This is a genomic window from Lentzea sp. NPDC092896 (assembly GCF_044754905.1).
GTDB lineage: Bacteria > Actinomycetota > Actinomycetes > Mycobacteriales > Pseudonocardiaceae > Lentzea.
The window spans coordinates 240,722-256,927 of sequence record NZ_JBIVPX010000006.1; the positions used below are offsets into that span (position 1 = coordinate 240,722).

Sequence of the window (16,206 nt, forward strand, 5' to 3'; positions counted from 1 at the left end):
ATCGTGGAAGCACGTGCGGTTCATCGAAGGGCATCGACCCTCTTACGACCTGACCTACGACGACGTCTTCCTCGTTCCCGGCCGCAGTGCCGTGGAGTCCCGGTTCGGCGTCGACCTCTCCACTTCGGACGGCACCGGGGCCACGATCCCCATCGTCGTCGCGAACATGACGGCCGTAGCTGGGCGGCGGATGGCGGAGACCATCGCGCGGCGGGGCGGGCTCGTCGTCATCCCGCAGGACGTGCCCACCGAGGCCGTCGCGGAGATCATCGCGTGGGTCAAGGAGCGGCATCCCGTCTGGGACACCCCGTTGACGCTCACGACGCGTGACGCCGTGGCGGACGCCTGGAACCTGTTGCACAAGCGGGCGCACGGGGCTGTTGTCATCGTGGACGACGGTGGGCGGCCTCTCGGCGTTGTCGACGAGGCCGCGCTCACGGGCGTGGACCGGTTCGCGCGCCTTGGCGATGTCATGAACACCGATGTGCTGAAGCTGTCGCTCGACTCACGGCCTCAGGACGTGTTCGACGAGCTTCACCACAGCGCGCACAAGATCGCGCTGGGCGTGGACGACTCGCTGCGGCTGAGGGGAGTGCTGACCGAGCTGACGGCGCTGCGGGCCGAGGTCTACCAGCCGGCCAAGGACGACGACGGGAAGCTGCGCGTCGCGGCCGCGGTCGGGGTCAACGGGGACGTGCGGGCCAAGGCCGAAGCGTTGATCAAGGCCGGCGTGGACGTGCTGGTCGTGGACACCGCGCACGGGCATCAGGAGAAGATGATCGCGGCGCTCAAGGCCGTGAAGGAAGCGAACCCGAGCGTGCCGGTCGCGGCGGGCAACGTCGTCACCGCGGAGGGCGTGCGGGACCTGGTCGAGGCCGGCGCGGACATCATCAAGGTCGGTGTCGGGCCCGGCGCCATGTGCACCACGCGGATGATGACCGGCGTGGGCCGGCCGCAGTTCAGCGCCGTCGCGGAGTGCTCGGCGGAGGCGCGCAGGCTCGGCAAGCACGTGTGGGCCGATGGCGGCGTGCGGCACCCACGCGACGTGGCGCTGGCGTTGGCTGCCGGGGCCAGCAGCGTGATGGTCGGCAGCTGGTTCGCGGGCACCTACGAGTCGCCTGGGGATCTGCAGCGGGATGAGCGCGGGAACCTCTACAAAGAATCCTTCGGAATGGCGTCGAAGCGCGCTGTGACAGCGCGGACGCGCAGCGACAACGCGTTCGACCGGGCCAAGAAGGGGTTGTTCGAAGAGGGCATCTCCACGTCGAAAATGCGGTTGGACCCGGTGCGCCCGAGCGTGGAGGACCTGCTCGATGCGATAACGTCCGGCGTTCGCTCGGCCTGCACGTATGCCGGTGCGAACTCGCTGGAGGAATTCCACGACAAGGCTGTGCTCGGCATCCAGTCCGCCGCTGGATTCGCGGAAGGAAGGCCGTTGCCAGGGGGATGGTGAAAAAGTGGACGAAGCGGTCTCGGTAAGAGATCTCCGCAAAGTCTATAAAACGGGACAAAAACCCGCGGTGGACGGATTGAGTTTCGAGGTCCGCCGGGGTGAGGTCTTCGGATTGCTCGGGCCCAACGGCGCGGGCAAGACGACCACGGTCGGTGTCCTCACCACGCGCGTCCGCCCCACCTCGGGGCAGGCGTTCGTGGAGGGCGTCGACGTCGTGGCCGACTCCAAGCGCGCACGGCAGTTGCTGGCCGTCGTGCCGCAGCGCAACAACCTCGACCGGTCGCTCAACGCGCGGCAGAACCTGTTGTTCCACGCGGCTTATCACGGCATCGGCCCGAAGGAACGGCAGGCGCTCGCCGACGACATCCTCGAGCGGATGGGCCTCAAGGACCATCAGAACGCGCTCGTCGACACGTTGTCCGGCGGTCAGGCGCAACGGCTGATGATCGCCCGTGCGCTGATGCACCGTCCCAAGGTCCTGTTCCTCGACGAACCGAGCACCGGACTCGACCCGCAGGCCAGGCTCTTCGTCCACGAACGCGTCGCCGCACTGCACGCGGACGGCGTCACCGTCGTGCTCACCACGCACGACATGGACGAGGCCACAAAGCTGTGCGACCGCGTCGGCATCGTCGACCACGGCAAGCTGCTCACCCTGGACACACCGGAAGAGCTCACGAAGAGCCTGCCCGGCAGCAACACCGTGAGCGTCACGGTGAGCCCGAACGGCAGCGAGCCCGCCAAGATCACCCAGGGACTGTCCGAAGTGGAGGGTGTGCAGCGGGTCGAGGACCTGAACAACGTGTTCCGCGTCTACACCGACAGCGACACCTCGATCACGCTGCCCGCCGTGCTGAACGTCCTGCGGGACCTCGACGTCACGGTCAGCGACGTCGCGATCGGCAAGCCCAGCCTGGAAGACGTCTTCATCCACCTGACCGGCAGGGAGCTTCGGTGAGCCAACTCAGGACGTTCCAGGCGATCCTGTGGCGCGACGTCTTCGTCACGGGCCGCGAGCTGCCGAGCTTCCTCGCGCAGGTGATCATCCAGCCGTTCTTCATCCTCTTCATCTTCGCGAAGGTGCTGGGGGACATCGGGTACGTGCAGAACGACTTCGCGCAGGTGCTGCTGCCCGGCATCATCGCGATGAACGGGTTCTTGGGTGCGTTGCAGAACACGACGCTCCCGCTGGTGCTCGACTTCTCGTGGACGCGCGAGATCGAGGACCGGCTGCTCGCGCCGATCTCGATTCCTCTCGTCGCGGTGGAGAAGATCGTGTTCGGCGCGATCCGCGGGTTCTTCGCGGCCGTGCTGATGGTGCCCGTCGGCTTCGTGATGCTCGACGTGTCGTGGGCGTGGTCGGGAATCCCCGGCGCGTTGCTGGTGATCATCCTCGGCTGTCTCGCCGGTGGCAGTGTCGGCCTCGTCATCGGCACGTCGGTGCCCGCGCGCCGGGTCAACGTGATGTTCGCGGTGATCCTCACCCCGATCCTGTTCACGGGCTCCGCTCAGTTCCCGTGGCGGTCGCTGAGCGACGACCTGCTGTGGTTCAAGGTGATCTGCGCGCTCAACCCGCTGACGTACGTGAGCGAGGGCATGCGCGCGGAACTGGTGCCGGACGTGCCGCACATCCCGTTGCCGATCGTCCTGGGCGTGCTCGTCCTCGCGATCGCGGGCTTCGGCGGGCTCGGCCTGCGCGGTTTCATGAAACGGGCCCTGGACTGAGCCCCCCACGCGAAGAACGGCCCCGCGCAACGGATGCGCGGGGCCGTTCTCGTTCACGGAACTACGAGGCGTAGTCCTCCAGCATCTCGGTGACGAGGGCCGCGATCGGCGAACGCTCCGAACGCGTCAGCGTGACGTGAGCGAAGAGCGGGTGGCCCTTCAGCTTCTCGATCACCGCCGCCACGCCGTCGTGCCGGCCGACCCGCAGGTTGTCGCGCTGCGCCACGTCGTGCGTCAGCACCACCCGCGAGTTGCTGCCCAGACGCGACAGCACGGTCAGCAACACGTTGCGCTCCAACGACTGCGCCTCGTCCACGATCACGAAGGAGTCGTGCAGCGAGCGGCCGCGGATGTGGGTGAGGGGCAGGACCTCGAGCATTCCGCGGTCCATCACCTCTTCCACGACCGCCTGGCTCACCAGCGCGCCGAGGGTGTCGAACACCGCCTGCGCCCACGGCCCCATCTTCTCGTTCTCGCTACCCGGCAGGTAGCCGAGCTCCTGGCCACCGACCGCGTACAACGGCCGGAACACCACGACCTTGCGGTGCTGCCTTCGCTCCATCACGGCCTCGAGACCGGCGCACAGCGCCAGTGCCGACTTGCCGGTGCCCGCACGCCCGCCCAGCGAGACGATGCCGACTTCGGAGTCCAGCAGCAGATCCAGTGCGATCCGCTGTTCGGCGGACCTCCCGTGCAGTCCGAACGCCTCCCGATCTCCGCGCACCAGCTTGATCTGCTTGTCCGCGGTCACCCGGCCCAGCGCACTCGAGGTGCCCGCCAGCAACCGGATTCCGGTGTGGCAGGGCAGTTCCGCGATCTGCTCCAGGTCCTCGTACTGGGTGGGGTCGACGACGTTCTCCTTGAACAGGGTGTCCACGAGGGACTGCGGGACGTCCATGTCGGACATTCCCGTCCAGCCTGACAGGGTGACGTCGTGCGCCCGGTACTCCTCCGCCTGCAGGCCGACCGATCCGGCCTTGACCCGCAGCGGCATGTCCTTCGTCACCAGGGTGACGTTGCGCCCCTCAGCAGCGAGGTTGAGGGAGCACGCGAGGATTCGGGCGTCGTTGGAGTCCGTTCGGAAACCTGATGGCAACACCTCCGGGTCGGAGTGGTTGAGCTCGACGTGCAAGGTGCCTCCCAGATCCCCGATGGGGATCGGCGAATCGAGGCGACCATGCCGCAAGCGCAGGTCGTCGAGCAGTCGCAGGGCTTCCCTCGCGAACCAGCCCAGTTCGGGGTGGTGGCGCTTGCCCTCCAGCTCGCTGATCACCACGAGCGGGAGCACGACCTCGTGCTCCGCGAAACGGGTGGCGGCGAGAGGATCGGACAGCAGTACCGACGTGTCCAGCACATATGTCGTGATGGCTGGGGCGGCGGACTTGCGCCGGGAGGAAGAACTGCGCGATGAGCCTGAGGAACGGCTCGCGGGACGTCGTGCGTTCACGGCAACTCCCTCACGAACGCGGCACCCGCGTCCGCTCCTCGCTGGGCCAGGCACCACCCTGATTGATCGTCTTGCCCTCCGCCGGTGTGGCGTCAGGCAGGTCGACCACGAGGGCCGGGTGCCGGCCCCCTCGCGACGTTGTCTGCCACGATCAGAGCCTCCCTGCGCGGTCCGCAGTGGTCGCGTCCCGCCGCTTTCGAAGTTACCTGCGGAAGTGCCCCATCTGCACGAAGCCACACAGGTGAATCCCGATTTGTCATCTGCCCGAAAACAACCCGAAACGTGACCGCAGCCGTGTTTTTGCTGGTCAGATGCTGTTCTCGTGGGTGTTGTGCGCCAGCCACGAGACACCGTCCCTGACCTGGGATTCGAGTGATTTCGGCACGAGCGGCTCGTCGAGAAGCCTCAGATAGCGGTCGTCGAGCGATTCACCGGGCGCGCGGACGTCGAGCCAGGCCCGCACGAGACGTACCCCTTCGACGTATGTCGTGGTGTACGCGCGCCACAGCGGATCGGCCAGAAAACGGACCATTTGCCGTGCGCGACGATCGGGGACTAGCAGCCACCTGCGCAGATGCGCAACCACGTCATCCTGATCCGCACCCCGATCGTGTAGCAGCAGAGCGGCGTCCTGCCGCACCGTGAGCAGGCCCGATGCCGCCGACTCGACCTTTTCGGACAGTTCGCCGTCCATTCGCAACCCGAGGTCGCCGAGGATCCGCTCCGTCCACACGCCCCAGCCAGGCCCGACCGCGGCGTGCAGGCCGAGGTCCGCCATGCCCTCGGCCATCAGGCACTGCGGCGTGTTGATCAGGAAGATCGACTGCTCCGCGTGGCCGCGCTTGGCGACCAGGCCCGCCTCCTTGCGGCAGTGCTCGGTGTGGTGGCCCGGATAGGACTCGTGCGCGACCAGGTGCGGCAGGTTCGACATGCGGTGGCCCATGTCGGCGTTGATCGCGACCCTGCTGCGGTAGCCGCCGAGGTAGTAGTTGAAGCCGCTCCACGGCTTGTTCGTGACGATCTGGTACTCCACGATCTCCTGCTCGGGCAGCGCGTACTTCTGGCGCACCCGGTCCCGCAGAGCGCTCGACAGGGCCTGTACGACGCCCTGGAGCCTGCGTGCGGGCACCTCGTCGGTGTCGCGGAAGTCGGCGAGGCGGTCCGCGAGCGAGCCCGGTCCCTCGAGCACGGCGCCGAGGTTGCGGTGGGCCTGCGCGTACGCGTCCTCGTCGCCGGGGCGGATGCGGACCTGGAAGTACCGCTGGACCTCGTCGACGAACGAGATGTGCTCCCCGTCGAGCTTGCGCGCGGTGCACTCCAGTGCCGCCAGATGCGCGTCGAGGAACTGTTTGCGCTGCTCAGTGAGGTCGCTGCCGGGAATCTCCCTGCGCAGCAGGCGCGCGTGGTCTCCCAGCGCCCTGGGGTGCAGGCGCGGCTCGTTGTCGACGGCGCGGCTCAGAGCCGGGTCGCCGGTGTACGAGTCGACGAACCCGGACACCAGGCGCCCGAGCCGCAGCCCCAGCACCAGGTAGCCGCGCACCAGCTCGTTGGCGTCCATGAGCCGGAGAGCTTAGAGCGTCTACCACAGCGCCTTACTCGCGACCGAATCGTGAATCGACGACCACCTGATCGGGGAATGTTGTTGATCTTGGCGTCACACAATGGGGTCACGCGGGCCGCCATTCGAGATCAATGCCTATAGCGTTTCCGCCCGGAGACCCCACCGCTCCGGAGATCCCCGAAGACTCCGGAAATGACGGGGATAACCCGACATGAAGGAGAATCACATGAAGAAGGCCTGTGCCGTGGTTGCCGCTGCAGCCGCGCTGTCGCTCGCGTTCGCCCCGGCCGCCATGGCCGGCGAGGGCCACGGTGGACACCACTGGAAGAACGGCCCCCTGCTGGTTCTGCTGAACGGCAACAACCTCAACGGCACGGTCGGTGCCTGCGGCAACAACGTCGGTGTCCTGGGCGGCGCCGTGCCGATCAACTCGCCGTCGATCACCGAGACCTGCGCCGCCGGCGGCATCGTCGACGAGGGCTGATCTCCCTTTTAGCTGTACGTCTGGGGGCGTCATTTCTGGCGCCCCCAGACGCGTTTTTCCCCGTTTAAACCTTCATGAGGAGAAATATCGTGCTGAAGAAGGCTGGCGCCGCTCTCGGTGTGGCTGCCGCGTTCCTTGCTGTTGGTTCGCCGGCGATGGCCGTTCAGGGCCACCACTGGGAGAACGCGCCGCTGCTCATCGCGGGTAACGCCAACAACCTGAACGGTGTTCTGGGTGCGTGTGGCAACAACGTCGCGGTGCTCGGTGGAGCGGTTCCGGTGAACTCGCCCTCCATCACGGAGACCTGCGCGGCCGGCGGCATCGAGGACGGCGCCGAGTGGGGCTGGGACGACTGATCTCGTCCCCAACGCTCGAAGGGGCGCTCACCTCGCGGTGGGCGCCCCTTCGTCGTGTCGTGTCAGCCGCCGTACCTGCGGTGGCGCTTGGCGTACTCGCGCATGGCCCGCAGGAAGTCGGTGCGCCGGAAACCGGGCCAGTAGGCCTCGCAGAACCAGAACTCCGAGTGCGCCGACTGCCAGAGCATGAAGCCGGAGAGCCGCTGCTCACCGGACGTGCGGATGATCAGGTCGGGGTCGGGCTGCCCGGACGTGTAGAGGTGCTCCGCGATGTGGTCGACGTCGAGGACCTCTGCCAGTTCCTCGATGGTGCCGCCGCGCTCGGCGTGCGCGGTGAGGAGCTTCCGGACGGCGTCCGCGATCTCCTGCCGCCCGCCGTACGCGACGGCGACGTTGACCTGGATGCCCGTGCGGTTCTTGGTCCTGTTCGAGGCGTTCGTGAGCCGCTCGGCGTGCTCCCGGGGCAGCATGTCGAGCGCGCCGACGTGCCGGACCCGCCACGGCTTGCCGTCCTCGGCCAGCTCGTCGGTGATGTCCGCGATGATGTCGAGCAACGGCCCGAGCTCGTCGGTGTCGCGGTTGAGGTTGTCGGTGCTCAGCATCCAGAGGGTGACGACCTCCACTTTGGCGTCACCACACCAGTCGAGCAGCTCGAGGATCTTGCGAGCGCCGGCCCTGTGCCCGTGCGCGACATCGGTGAACCCGGCTTCCCTGGCCCACCTGCGGTTGCCGTCGAGAACCACGCCGACGTGCTTGGGCACCTGCGTGTTCGCGCTGAGCTCGCGGCGGAGAATCCACTCGTAGAAGTGGATAGCGACGTCTTTCACACGGGTGCGGAGTGCCACGTCCGAACAGCGTACGCCGTGCAACGTTCATCACTGAGTCGCGGTAGGAAACCTACGGTCGCGTAACCTAGGACCCTGTGACCACTGCGACCGTTCCTCCTCAGCCCGGACTGCGGCCGCGCCTGCGTGGATGGCTGCACCTCTGGTCGTTCATCGCCTCGGTGGCGACAGGCGCGACGCTCATCGCTCTAGCGGCGTCCACAGTGTCCGCGCGCGCTGCCCTGGCCACGTCCGTCTACGGCCTGACAGTCCTCGGCCTCTTCGGCGTCTCGGCGCTGTACCACCGCGTGACGTGGCAGTCCGAGCGCGTGCGCACGTGGATGAAGCGGCTCGACCACTCGATGATCTTCGTGTTCATCGCGGGCACCTACACACCGTTCGCGCTGCTGGCGATGGATCCGGGGACCGGTTCGACCGTGCTCTGGGTCGTGTGGATCGGCGCGCTGCTGGGCGTGACCTTGAAGCTGGCCTGGCCGCACGCGCCGCGGTGGCTCGGGGTGCCGATCTACATCGCCCTGGGCTGGGTGGCCGTGTTCGTGCTGCCTGAGTTGCTGCACCACGCCGGGGTCGCTGCTTTGGTGCTGCTGCTGGTGGGCGGGGCGCTTTACACCGTCGGTGCGGTGTTCTACGCGACCCGGTGGCCGAATCCCTGGCCGCAGGTGTTCGGGTATCACGAGTTCTTCCACGCCGCGACTGTCGTTGCGGCGATCTGTCACTACATCGCCATCTGGCTCGCGATGTACTCCTGATTTTCGCTCAAGCCAGCCGAGTCCGGTGCCGAGTTCCGGCACCGGACTCAGGTTTTTCAGCGGCCGCCGCGCGCCATGTGCAGCACGTCCAGCGCCGCGTCCAGCTGTTCCTCGGTGAGCTTGCCCGGCACGTGGCCGCGCTCCAGCACCACCTCGCGGATGGTCTTGCGCTCCTTCAACGACTGCTTGGCGATCGACGCCGCCTCCTCGTAGCCGATGTAGCGGTTCAGCGGCGTGACGATGGACGGGGACGATTCGGCGTACTCGCGCATCTGCTCGGCCTGGGCCTCGGTGCCGGTGAGGACCTTGTCGGCCAGCAGGCGGGCGACGGCGGCGAGCAGGCGGGACGACTCCAGGACGTTGCGGGCGATGACCGGCAGCATCACGTTGAGCTGGAAGTTGCCCTGCGAGCCGGCGAACGCGACGGTGGCGTCGTTGCCGATGACCTGGGCCACGACCATCATCGTGGCTTCGGAGATCACCGGGTTGACCTTGCCCGGCATGATCGAGCTGCCCGGCTGGAGGTCGGGGAGTGCGAGTTCGCCGAGGCCGGTGCGGGGGCCGGAGCCGAGCCAGCGGAGGTCGTTGGCGATCTTGAACAGGGCTACGGCGGTGGCGCGGAGCTGGCCCGAGATCTCGACCACGCCGTCCTGGGTGGCCTGGGCCTCGAAGTGGTCGCGGGCCTCCACCAGTGGCAGTTCGGTGGCCTTGGCCAGTTCGGTGGCGACCAGAGCGCCGAACTCCGCGGGGGCGTTCAGGCCGCTGCCCACCGCGGTGCCGCCGATCGGCAGTTCCGCCAGGCGCGGGATCGAGGCCCGCAGGCGTTCCACGGAGTAGCGGACCTGGGCCGCCCAGGCGCCCGCCTCCTGGCCCAGCGTGATCGGGACCGCGTCCATGAGGTGCGTGCGGCCGGACTTGACCAGGTCGGACCACTCGGACGCGCGTGACTCCAGGACGCCCAGCAGGTGTTCCAGGGACGGGATCACGTCGGTCACCACGGCCTCGGTGGCGGCCACGCGCAGGGTCGTCGGGAACGTGTCGTTGGACGACTGCGAGGCGTTGACGTGGTCGTTCGGGTGGACGTCGCTGCCGAGCGCACGGGTGGCCAGGGTGGCGATGACCTCGTTGGCGTTCATGTTCGAGGACGTGCCGGACCCTGTCTGGAAGACGTCGACCGGGAAGTGGGCGTCCCACTGGCCGGCGGCCACCTCGTCGGCCGCCGTGGCGATGGCCGAGGCCAGGTCCGCGTCGAGCACACCGAGCTCGGCGTTCACTCGGGCCGCCGCCGCCTTGAGCAGGCCCAGCGCCCTGATCTGGGCTCGCTCCAGGCCTCGACCGGAAATCGGGAAGTTCTCGACCGCGCGTTGTGTTTGGGCGCGCCACAATGCGTCGACCGGCACGCGGACCTCACCCATCGTGTCGTGCTCGACGCGGTACTCCTGTTCAGACATACCTCCGAGTCTCTATCGTCGATCACAGCACTGCCACCCACCACTGGCAGAAGGGCACCACTCATGGAGCGTGACGTCGACCTCCTCATCGTGGGAGCTGGTCCCACGGGGTTGTTCGCCGCTTACTACGCGGGCTTCCGGGAAATGAACGTCGCAGTGGTCGACGCGCTGCCGGAGCCCGGCGGCCAGGTCACCGCGATGTATCCGGAGAAGATGATTTTCGACGTGGCCGGGTTCCCCGCTGTCCGGGGACGGGACCTCGTCAACGGACTGGTGGAGCAGGCGGGGCAGTTCAAGCCGAACTACCTGCTCGGCCGTCAGGCGCGCACCTGCGAGTCCACTGAGGACGGTCTGCGGGTCGGACTCGCGGACGGTTCCTCCATCACCACGAAGGCCGTGCTGATCACGGCGGGCATGGGCGAGTTCAACCCGCGTCCGCTGCCAGCGGGCGACGGCTGGCTGGGGCGCGGCATGGTCCACTTCGTGCCGGTGCTGGCCGAGCACGCCGGGCAGCACGTGGTGATCGTGGGCGGTGGCGACTCGGCGTTCGACTGGGCGCTGGCGCTGCACCCGATCGCCGCGAGCGTCAAGATCGTGCACCGCAGGGCCAACTTCCGCGCCCACGCCGCCACCGTGCGGCAGGTGCGGGAGCTCGGGGTCGAGATCATCACCGACGCCGAGGTGCTGGCACTGCGCGGCGAACCACTGTCCGAAGTGGACATCAAGGTCAAGGGCGGCGACGCGCGGACGTTGCCCGCGCAGACCGTGGTCGCGGCGCTCGGCTTCACCGCCGACCTCGGGCCGATCGAGTCGTGGGGCCTCGAGCTCGACCACCGCGCCGTGCTCGTCGACTCCACGATGAAGACCAAGCTGGACAGGGTCTACGCGGCGGGCGACGTCGCGCAGTACCCCGGCAAGGTCAAGCTCATCGCGACGGGCTTCGGGGAGGCGGCGACCGCGGTCAACAACATCGCGGTGGTGCTCAACCCGTCGGCGCACCTGTTCCCCGGCCACTCGAGCGACGGCAGCTGACCGGCGCGGAGGCCTGACCGGCTGCGGTCAGGCCTCCGGCAGCGGTGCCGGGTCGTGCTTCGCGAGGTGCTGGAAGATGATCGACGTGCGGAAGCCGACGATCTCCTTGCGCTGACTCAGCCTGTCGACCAGGAACGCGTGCAGGTGCTCGTTGTCCTGTGCGCCCACGTGGATCACGAAGTCGTCGCTGCCCGCCATCACGAACACCGCGGTCACCTCGGGCAGCCCGACGGTGAACGCCTTGAAGGCGTCGATCACGGCCCGGCTCAACGGGCGGACCTGCACCGACACCAGCGCCTGCACGCCCCGGTTCAGCGCGGACGGGGCGATGTCGGCGTGGTAGCCGCGGATCACGCCCCGTTCGCGCAGCAGCCGGGTGCGTTCCAGGCACGTCGACGGTGCCACGCCCACCTTGCGGGCGATGTCGCGGTTCGACTGCCGGGCATCGCGCTGCAGTTCCCGCACGATCGCCGAATCAAGTTCATCCATCTCGTTCTCCACGTCACCGTGCCGAATATCGTTCGGCGAAGCACATCGAGCACTGGTGTTCACCCTAACTTCGAGGCCAGAGGCTGACCGAAGTTCGGGGAGGAACGCAGATGTGGGAGCACGAACAGCTCGTCGTCCGCACGGGGAGGCGGTCGGGGATGACCACCATGGTCGCCCTGCACTCGACCGAGGCCGGGCCGGCGGTCGGCGGGTGCCGGATGAAGCCGTACGCGCGGATCACCGACGCCATCACGGACGTGCTGCGGTTGTCCAAGGCCATGACGCTGAAGTGCGCGGCGGCCGGGATTCCGCACGGTGGAGCCAAGAGCGTGATCGTGGTCGACCAGGAGGTCACCCCGGAACTGCGGCGCGCGGTGCTGCTCGACCACGCCGACCTGATCAACGAGTTCGGCGGCGCCTACCAGGCCGGTCCGGACGTCGGGACGGGACCGGACGACATGCTGGTCCTCCGGGAACTGACTCCGCACGCCTACTGCCTGCCGGAGGAGCACGGCGGCACGGGCTCGTCCAGCGGGCCCACGGCGCGAGGAGTGCTGGCGGCGCTGAAAGCGGCCTCGCGGCACGTCTTCGGGACACCGGACCTCACCGGCAAGAAGGTGGTGATCAGCGGGTTCGGCTCAGTGGGCGAGTTGATCGCCCGAAACCTGAAGAACGCCGACGTCGTGGTGTCCGATGTGGACGAGAGCAGGCGGACGGGCGAGTTCGGCTGGGTGCACCCCGACGAGGCGTACAAGGTCAAGGCCGACGTGCTGATCCCCGCTGCGGTGGGTGGCGTGCTCAGCCCGGAAACCGTGCGACACCTCGACGTCAGGCTGATCGTCGGGCCTGCCAACAATCAGCTCACCGAAGACGACGTGGCCGGACTGCTGGACGAGCGCGGCATCGTCTGGGTGCCTGATCACGTCGCCAGCGCCGGCGGCGTGATCTACACGCTGGCCAGGGAGGACGACGGGGCGGACCACGAGACCGCGCTGAAGAGGGTCGACCGCATCGAGACGACGGTCGAAAGGCTGCTCGAAGGCCTGGCCGGTGCCGGCCAGGCCTTCAAACCGGTCGGTTAGGGCAGGACCTGCACCTGTTCGCCGACCATGAGGTTGTCGTAGAACACGAGCGACGCGTCCCAGGACATCCGGATGCAGCCGTGCGACTGGACAGCGGTGTCACCCTGGTGGAACGCGATGCCGGTCGTGGTGAAGTACACCGCGTTCGGCATCGGGCCGTTGTACGGGACGCTCCAGTCGTTCTTCACCTTGCGCAGCACGGAGAACGTGCCGACCGGGGTCTCGTACCCCGGCTTGCCGTGGCTGATCGGCACCGGGCCGTAGCTCGTGTTGCCGTTGAAGACGAGCCATGCCTGGTTGGAATGCTTCTCCAGGCACGCTCCGTTGTAGACGGTGCATCCCGCCTGAGCCTGTGCGGGAACAGCGAAGCCGAGGATCAGGAGCACCGTCGCGATCAGAACTCGCATCTCTCATCACCCCTCGGTAGTGGAGTAACCACGATGGGGTGATCTCAATCATCTTTCTATGGAAGTACCTGGACGCGTTCGCCGGGGAAGAGGTTGTTGTAGAACACCTCGGAGTCGCCCCAGGTGAGGCGGACGCACCCGTGGGACTGGGAGTTCAGGTCGCCCTGGTGGAACGCGATGCCGTCGGTGGTGAAGTAGACGGCGTTGGGCATCGGGCCGTTGTAGGGGACGCTCCAGTCGTTCTTCACCTTGCGCAGCACGGGGAAGTTGCCGACGGGCGTGCCGAAGCCCGGCTTGCCGTGGCTGATCCGGACCGGGCCGTAGCTCGTCGCGCCGTTCGTGACGAGCCAGGCCAGGTTCGTGTGCTTCTGGACGCACGCTCCGTTGTAGACGGTGCAGCCGGAAGCCTGCGCGGGTACCGCGAAACTAAGCAGGAACAGGGCCGTGACGGCCAGAACTCTCATGGTTGGTGATCATGAGACCACCTGGACGGTGTCGCCAATCGAAAGGTTGGTGAAGTAGTACTGGGCCGACGGCGGGTCCAGGTGGATGCAGCCGTGGGACGGCACGGTCAGCGAGCCCTCGTGGAACGCGATGCCGCTCTCGGTGAAGTACGTCGACCACGGCATCGGCGCGTTGTAAGGCCGGCTCCACTCGTCCTTCACCTTGCGCAGCACCGGGAAGTTGCCCAGTGGCGTCTCGAAGCCCTTGCGGCCGTGCGTGATCGGCGTCGGGCCGTAGACGATCTTGTCGCCCCGGACGACCCACGTCTGGTTCGTGGAGAGCTGGATGCACGCGCCGTCGCTGATGGTGCACGGCGTCGGCTTCACGACGGGCGGCGGTGGCGGCGGCGGGGGAGGAGCCTCCGACGACGTCGGCGCGGGCGTGGAAGGCGGCGCTTCCGAAGACGGCGCTCCTGAAGACGGCGCTGTAGACGACGAAGATGGTGGCGCCGCTGGAGTCTCGGCGTGCACGGCCCCCTGCGCGCACCCCGCCACCGACATCAACGCGACCGCCACGAGCAGCATCCTCATCGCGCACCCCCTGGTTGGTCCATCCCTTGCCGAAGTAGACGACGGGAGGAGGGCTCAGGTTGCAACGGCGAGGGCCCGCCTCCCATAACGAATTGGGAGACGGGCCCTCGGAATGCGTTTACCGGGTTACCGGACCAGCGGGTTACAGGCCGCCGACGTTCGTGTTGACCCAGGAGCGGTAGTACGCGACGTCCACGTAGATGGACGGAGCCTGGGCGCAGTTCGCGCCGCCACCGGAGCGGCTGGTCGCGCCGATGAGCTCCCAGCGGCCGCCGACCGACTTCACCTGCGGGCCACCCGAGTCGCCGTAGCAGGCGCCCTTGTTGCCGTCGGTGTTGTTGGTGCAGATCTCCGAAGCGGCGCTGATGCCGGAGCAACGGCTGTCCGCGACGATCGAGGTGTTGAGCTCCTGCAGGGTGACCGGAGCACCACAGGCACCGCGGACGGGGCACGTCTGGCCCCAGCCGATGATGCGGGTCGCGGTGCCGACGGCGCCCGACGAGGTCGGGATGGTGATCGGGGCCTGGCTCACCGAGGTGTTGAGCTGCACCAGCGCCAGGTCGGCCGACGGGTGCGTGATGATCCGCGAGGCGCCGGTCGTGGTGCCGCCGCTGGTGCGGTTCGTGGTGCCGATCCGGGTGCGGATCGACGACGCCGACGAGCCCTGGACGCAGTGCTTCGCCGTCACGACCCAGTTGGCCTTGACCAGCGACGCGCCACAGAAGTGGCTACCCGAGGTGCTCTGCAGGGAGACCATGAACGGGTAGACCTGTGAGGCGTTGCCGCCACCGACGATCATCGGCGAGACGTCGCCGTCAGCGGTGGGAGCGGGAGCCGCGGTAGCCGCAGCGGCCGAGGCGAGCAGAGCGCCCGCGGCCACGACGAATGCGGAGAACAACGAACGTGCCCTCATCGTTGAGTTCCTTTCCTGAACCCGGCGCAGGGTTGCCGGGGTCAGGACGGAAACTAAGGACGAAAGCGACTTGGTCACTAGGGTCACTCGGAGGGTGACCCTCCGTTAACGGTTCACAGATTCACAGTACGACTACGGCAGCGGCTGCTGCGCGGCCTCGGGCAGGTCGAAGTCCACCGAGGCGTATTCGCGCAGCTTGTGCAGGCTGTGGAAGCCGTCGATCATGCGCACGGTGCCGGACTTGGAACGCATGACGATCGACTGCGTCGTGCAGCCACCCGCCCGGTAGTGCACACCGCGCAGGAGGTCGCCGTCGGTCACGCCCGTGGCGCAGAAGAACACGTTGTCGCCCGAGACGAGATCGTTCGTGGTGAGCACGCGGGACAGGTCGTGGCCCGCGCCGATCGCCTTCTCGCGCTCCTCGTCGTCCTTGGGCCACAACCGGCCCTGAATGGCTCCACCGACGCACTTGAGGGCCGCCGCGGCGATGATGCCCTCGGGGGTGCCGCCGATGCCCACGAGCATGTCCACGCCCGACGTGGGGCGCGCGGCGGCGATCGCGCCGGCCACGTCGCCGTCGGAGATGAAGTGGATGCGCGCGCCGGCCTGACGGACCTCCTGCACGATCTGCTCGTGCCGGGGCCGGTCGAGGATGCACACGTTCACGTCGGACACGTCGCTGTGCTTGGCCTTCGCGACGCGGCGGATGTTCTCCGCGAGCGGCGCGGTGATGTCGATGACGTCGGCCGCCTCCGGGCCCACGGCGAGCTTCTCCATGTAGAACACGGCGGACGGGTCGAACATCGCCCCGCGCTCGGCCACCGCCAGTACGGCCAGCGCGTTCGGCATGCCCTTGGCCATCAGCGTGGTGCCGTCGATCGGGTCGACCGCGACGTCGCAGTCGGGGCCCTCGCCGTTGCCCACTTCCTCGCCGTTGAACAGCATGGGCGCCTCGTCCTTCTCGCCCTCGCCGATCACCACGACGCCTCGCATCGAGACGGTGTGGATGAGCTTGCGCATCGCGTCGACGGCCGCGCCGTCACCGCCGTTCTTGTCGCCGCGCCCCACCCACCGGCCCGCGGCCATCGCCGCCGCCTCGGTGACGCGCACGAGCTCCAATGCCAGGTTCCGGTCGGGGGCTTCGCGACGTCGTTCCGCGGGGGTGTTCACCATTGCGC

At 67.9% G+C, this 16,206-nt stretch carries 18 protein-coding genes; 8 read left to right on the forward strand and 10 right to left on the reverse strand.

The window, feature by feature from the left end:
* Positions 1–13 precede the first annotated feature (13 nt).
* The 3 genes from ACIQF0_RS29060 to ACIQF0_RS29070 are packed head-to-tail and all read left to right on the forward strand — an operon-like array spanning position 14 to position 3,178.
* Entirely contained in the window at positions 14–1,453 is a 1,440-nt protein-coding gene (locus tag ACIQF0_RS29060; protein ID WP_330271018.1) for a GuaB1 family IMP dehydrogenase-related protein, read from the forward strand.
* Positions 1,454–1,457: 4 nt separating this feature from the next.
* Positions 1,458–2,411 carry an ATP-binding cassette domain-containing protein gene (locus tag ACIQF0_RS29065; protein ID WP_401034439.1) on the forward strand — a complete coding sequence of 318 codons (954 nt, stop codon included), beginning with the start codon at positions 1,458–1,460 and terminating at the stop codon, positions 2,409–2,411.
* Positions 2,408–3,178, forward strand: a complete 771-nt coding sequence (locus ACIQF0_RS29070) for an ABC transporter permease (RefSeq protein WP_360037926.1) — start codon at positions 2,408–2,410, stop codon at positions 3,176–3,178. Before ACIQF0_RS29065 ends, ACIQF0_RS29070 begins: the two co-directional genes overlap by 4 nt.
* 61 nt (positions 3,179–3,239) lie before the next feature.
* On the opposite strand, the gene ACIQF0_RS29075 is transcribed toward ACIQF0_RS29070, so the two are convergent.
* Positions 3,240–4,532 (reverse strand): PhoH family protein, encoded by a 1,293-nt coding sequence (locus tag ACIQF0_RS29075; RefSeq protein WP_396425150.1) that lies wholly within the window; start codon positions 4,530–4,532, stop codon positions 3,240–3,242.
* 400 nt (positions 4,533–4,932) lie between these two features.
* Positions 4,933–6,183 carry a DUF885 domain-containing protein gene (locus ACIQF0_RS29080; RefSeq protein WP_401034443.1) on the reverse strand — a complete coding sequence of 417 codons (1,251 nt, stop codon included), beginning with the start codon at positions 6,181–6,183 and terminating at the stop codon, positions 4,933–4,935.
* Positions 6,184–6,412: 229 nt separating this feature from the next.
* Here ACIQF0_RS29080 and ACIQF0_RS29085 point away from each other — a divergent pair, with 229 nt between their 5' ends.
* Together ACIQF0_RS29085 and ACIQF0_RS29090 are read left to right on the forward strand one after the other, a co-directional pair.
* Positions 6,413–6,670, forward strand: a complete 258-nt coding sequence (locus tag ACIQF0_RS29085) for a hypothetical protein (RefSeq protein WP_360037917.1) — start codon at positions 6,413–6,415, stop codon at positions 6,668–6,670.
* A gap of 89 nt (positions 6,671–6,759) precedes the next feature.
* The gene (locus tag ACIQF0_RS29090) at positions 6,760–7,026 is read left to right on the forward strand and encodes a hypothetical protein (protein WP_360037914.1); all 267 of its coding nucleotides are present in this window, start codon (positions 6,760–6,762) and stop codon (positions 7,024–7,026) included.
* Between the two features lie 62 nt (positions 7,027–7,088).
* On the opposite strand, the gene ACIQF0_RS29095 is transcribed toward ACIQF0_RS29090, so the two are convergent.
* A complete protein-coding gene (locus ACIQF0_RS29095; RefSeq protein WP_401034447.1) occupies positions 7,089–7,871 on the reverse strand; it encodes an isoprenyl transferase in 783 nt (260 codons plus the stop codon).
* Positions 7,872–7,948: 77 nt separating this feature from the next.
* Between ACIQF0_RS29095 and ACIQF0_RS29100 the strand changes: the two genes are divergently transcribed.
* Complete coding sequence (locus ACIQF0_RS29100) at positions 7,949–8,620, forward strand: hemolysin III family protein (protein ID WP_401034450.1); 672 nt, start codon at positions 7,949–7,951, stop codon at positions 8,618–8,620.
* 56 nt (positions 8,621–8,676) lie between these two features.
* On the opposite strand, the gene ACIQF0_RS29105 is transcribed toward ACIQF0_RS29100, so the two are convergent.
* The gene (locus ACIQF0_RS29105; protein ID WP_401034453.1) at positions 8,677–10,071 is read right to left on the reverse strand and encodes a class II fumarate hydratase; all 1,395 of its coding nucleotides are present in this window, start codon (positions 10,069–10,071) and stop codon (positions 8,677–8,679) included.
* A 63-nt stretch (positions 10,072–10,134) separates the two neighbouring features.
* Here ACIQF0_RS29105 and ACIQF0_RS29110 point away from each other — a divergent pair, with 63 nt between their 5' ends.
* Complete coding sequence (locus tag ACIQF0_RS29110) at positions 10,135–11,103, forward strand: NAD(P)/FAD-dependent oxidoreductase (RefSeq protein WP_360037890.1); 969 nt, start codon at positions 10,135–10,137, stop codon at positions 11,101–11,103.
* A gap of 27 nt (positions 11,104–11,130) precedes the next feature.
* On the opposite strand, the gene ACIQF0_RS29115 is transcribed toward ACIQF0_RS29110, so the two are convergent.
* Entirely contained in the window at positions 11,131–11,592 is a 462-nt protein-coding gene (locus ACIQF0_RS29115) for an Lrp/AsnC family transcriptional regulator (protein ID WP_093602793.1), read from the reverse strand.
* 110 nt (positions 11,593–11,702) lie between these two features.
* Between ACIQF0_RS29115 and ACIQF0_RS29120 the strand changes: the two genes are divergently transcribed.
* A complete protein-coding gene (locus tag ACIQF0_RS29120) occupies positions 11,703–12,674 on the forward strand; it encodes a Glu/Leu/Phe/Val dehydrogenase dimerization domain-containing protein (RefSeq protein WP_401034457.1) in 972 nt (323 codons plus the stop codon).
* On the opposite strand, the gene ACIQF0_RS29125 is transcribed toward ACIQF0_RS29120, so the two are convergent.
* The 5 genes from ACIQF0_RS29125 to glpX all read right to left on the reverse strand — a co-directional run bounded on the left by ACIQF0_RS29125 (position 12,671) and on the right by glpX (position 16,201).
* Positions 12,671–13,081 (reverse strand): L,D-transpeptidase, encoded by a 411-nt coding sequence (locus ACIQF0_RS29125; RefSeq protein WP_401034460.1) that lies wholly within the window; start codon positions 13,079–13,081, stop codon positions 12,671–12,673. The two genes, ACIQF0_RS29120 and ACIQF0_RS29125, sit on opposite strands and share 4 nt — an antisense overlap.
* A gap of 56 nt (positions 13,082–13,137) precedes the next feature.
* On the reverse strand, positions 13,138–13,545 hold the full coding sequence (locus ACIQF0_RS29130; protein WP_360037881.1) for a L,D-transpeptidase: 408 nt from the start codon (positions 13,543–13,545) through the stop codon (positions 13,138–13,140).
* A gap of 9 nt (positions 13,546–13,554) precedes the next feature.
* Entirely contained in the window at positions 13,555–14,115 is a 561-nt protein-coding gene (locus tag ACIQF0_RS29135; protein WP_401034463.1) for a L,D-transpeptidase, read from the reverse strand.
* A 142-nt stretch (positions 14,116–14,257) separates the two neighbouring features.
* Positions 14,258–15,028: a serine protease gene (locus ACIQF0_RS29140; protein ID WP_360037875.1), complete on the reverse strand. Its 771-nt coding sequence runs from the start codon at positions 15,026–15,028 to the stop codon at positions 14,258–14,260.
* Between the two features lie 132 nt (positions 15,029–15,160).
* Positions 15,161–16,201, reverse strand: coding sequence for a class II fructose-bisphosphatase (gene glpX / locus ACIQF0_RS29145; RefSeq protein WP_319980272.1), 1,041 nt, complete (start codon positions 16,199–16,201; stop codon positions 15,161–15,163).
* Positions 16,202–16,206: the final 5 nt, after the last annotated feature.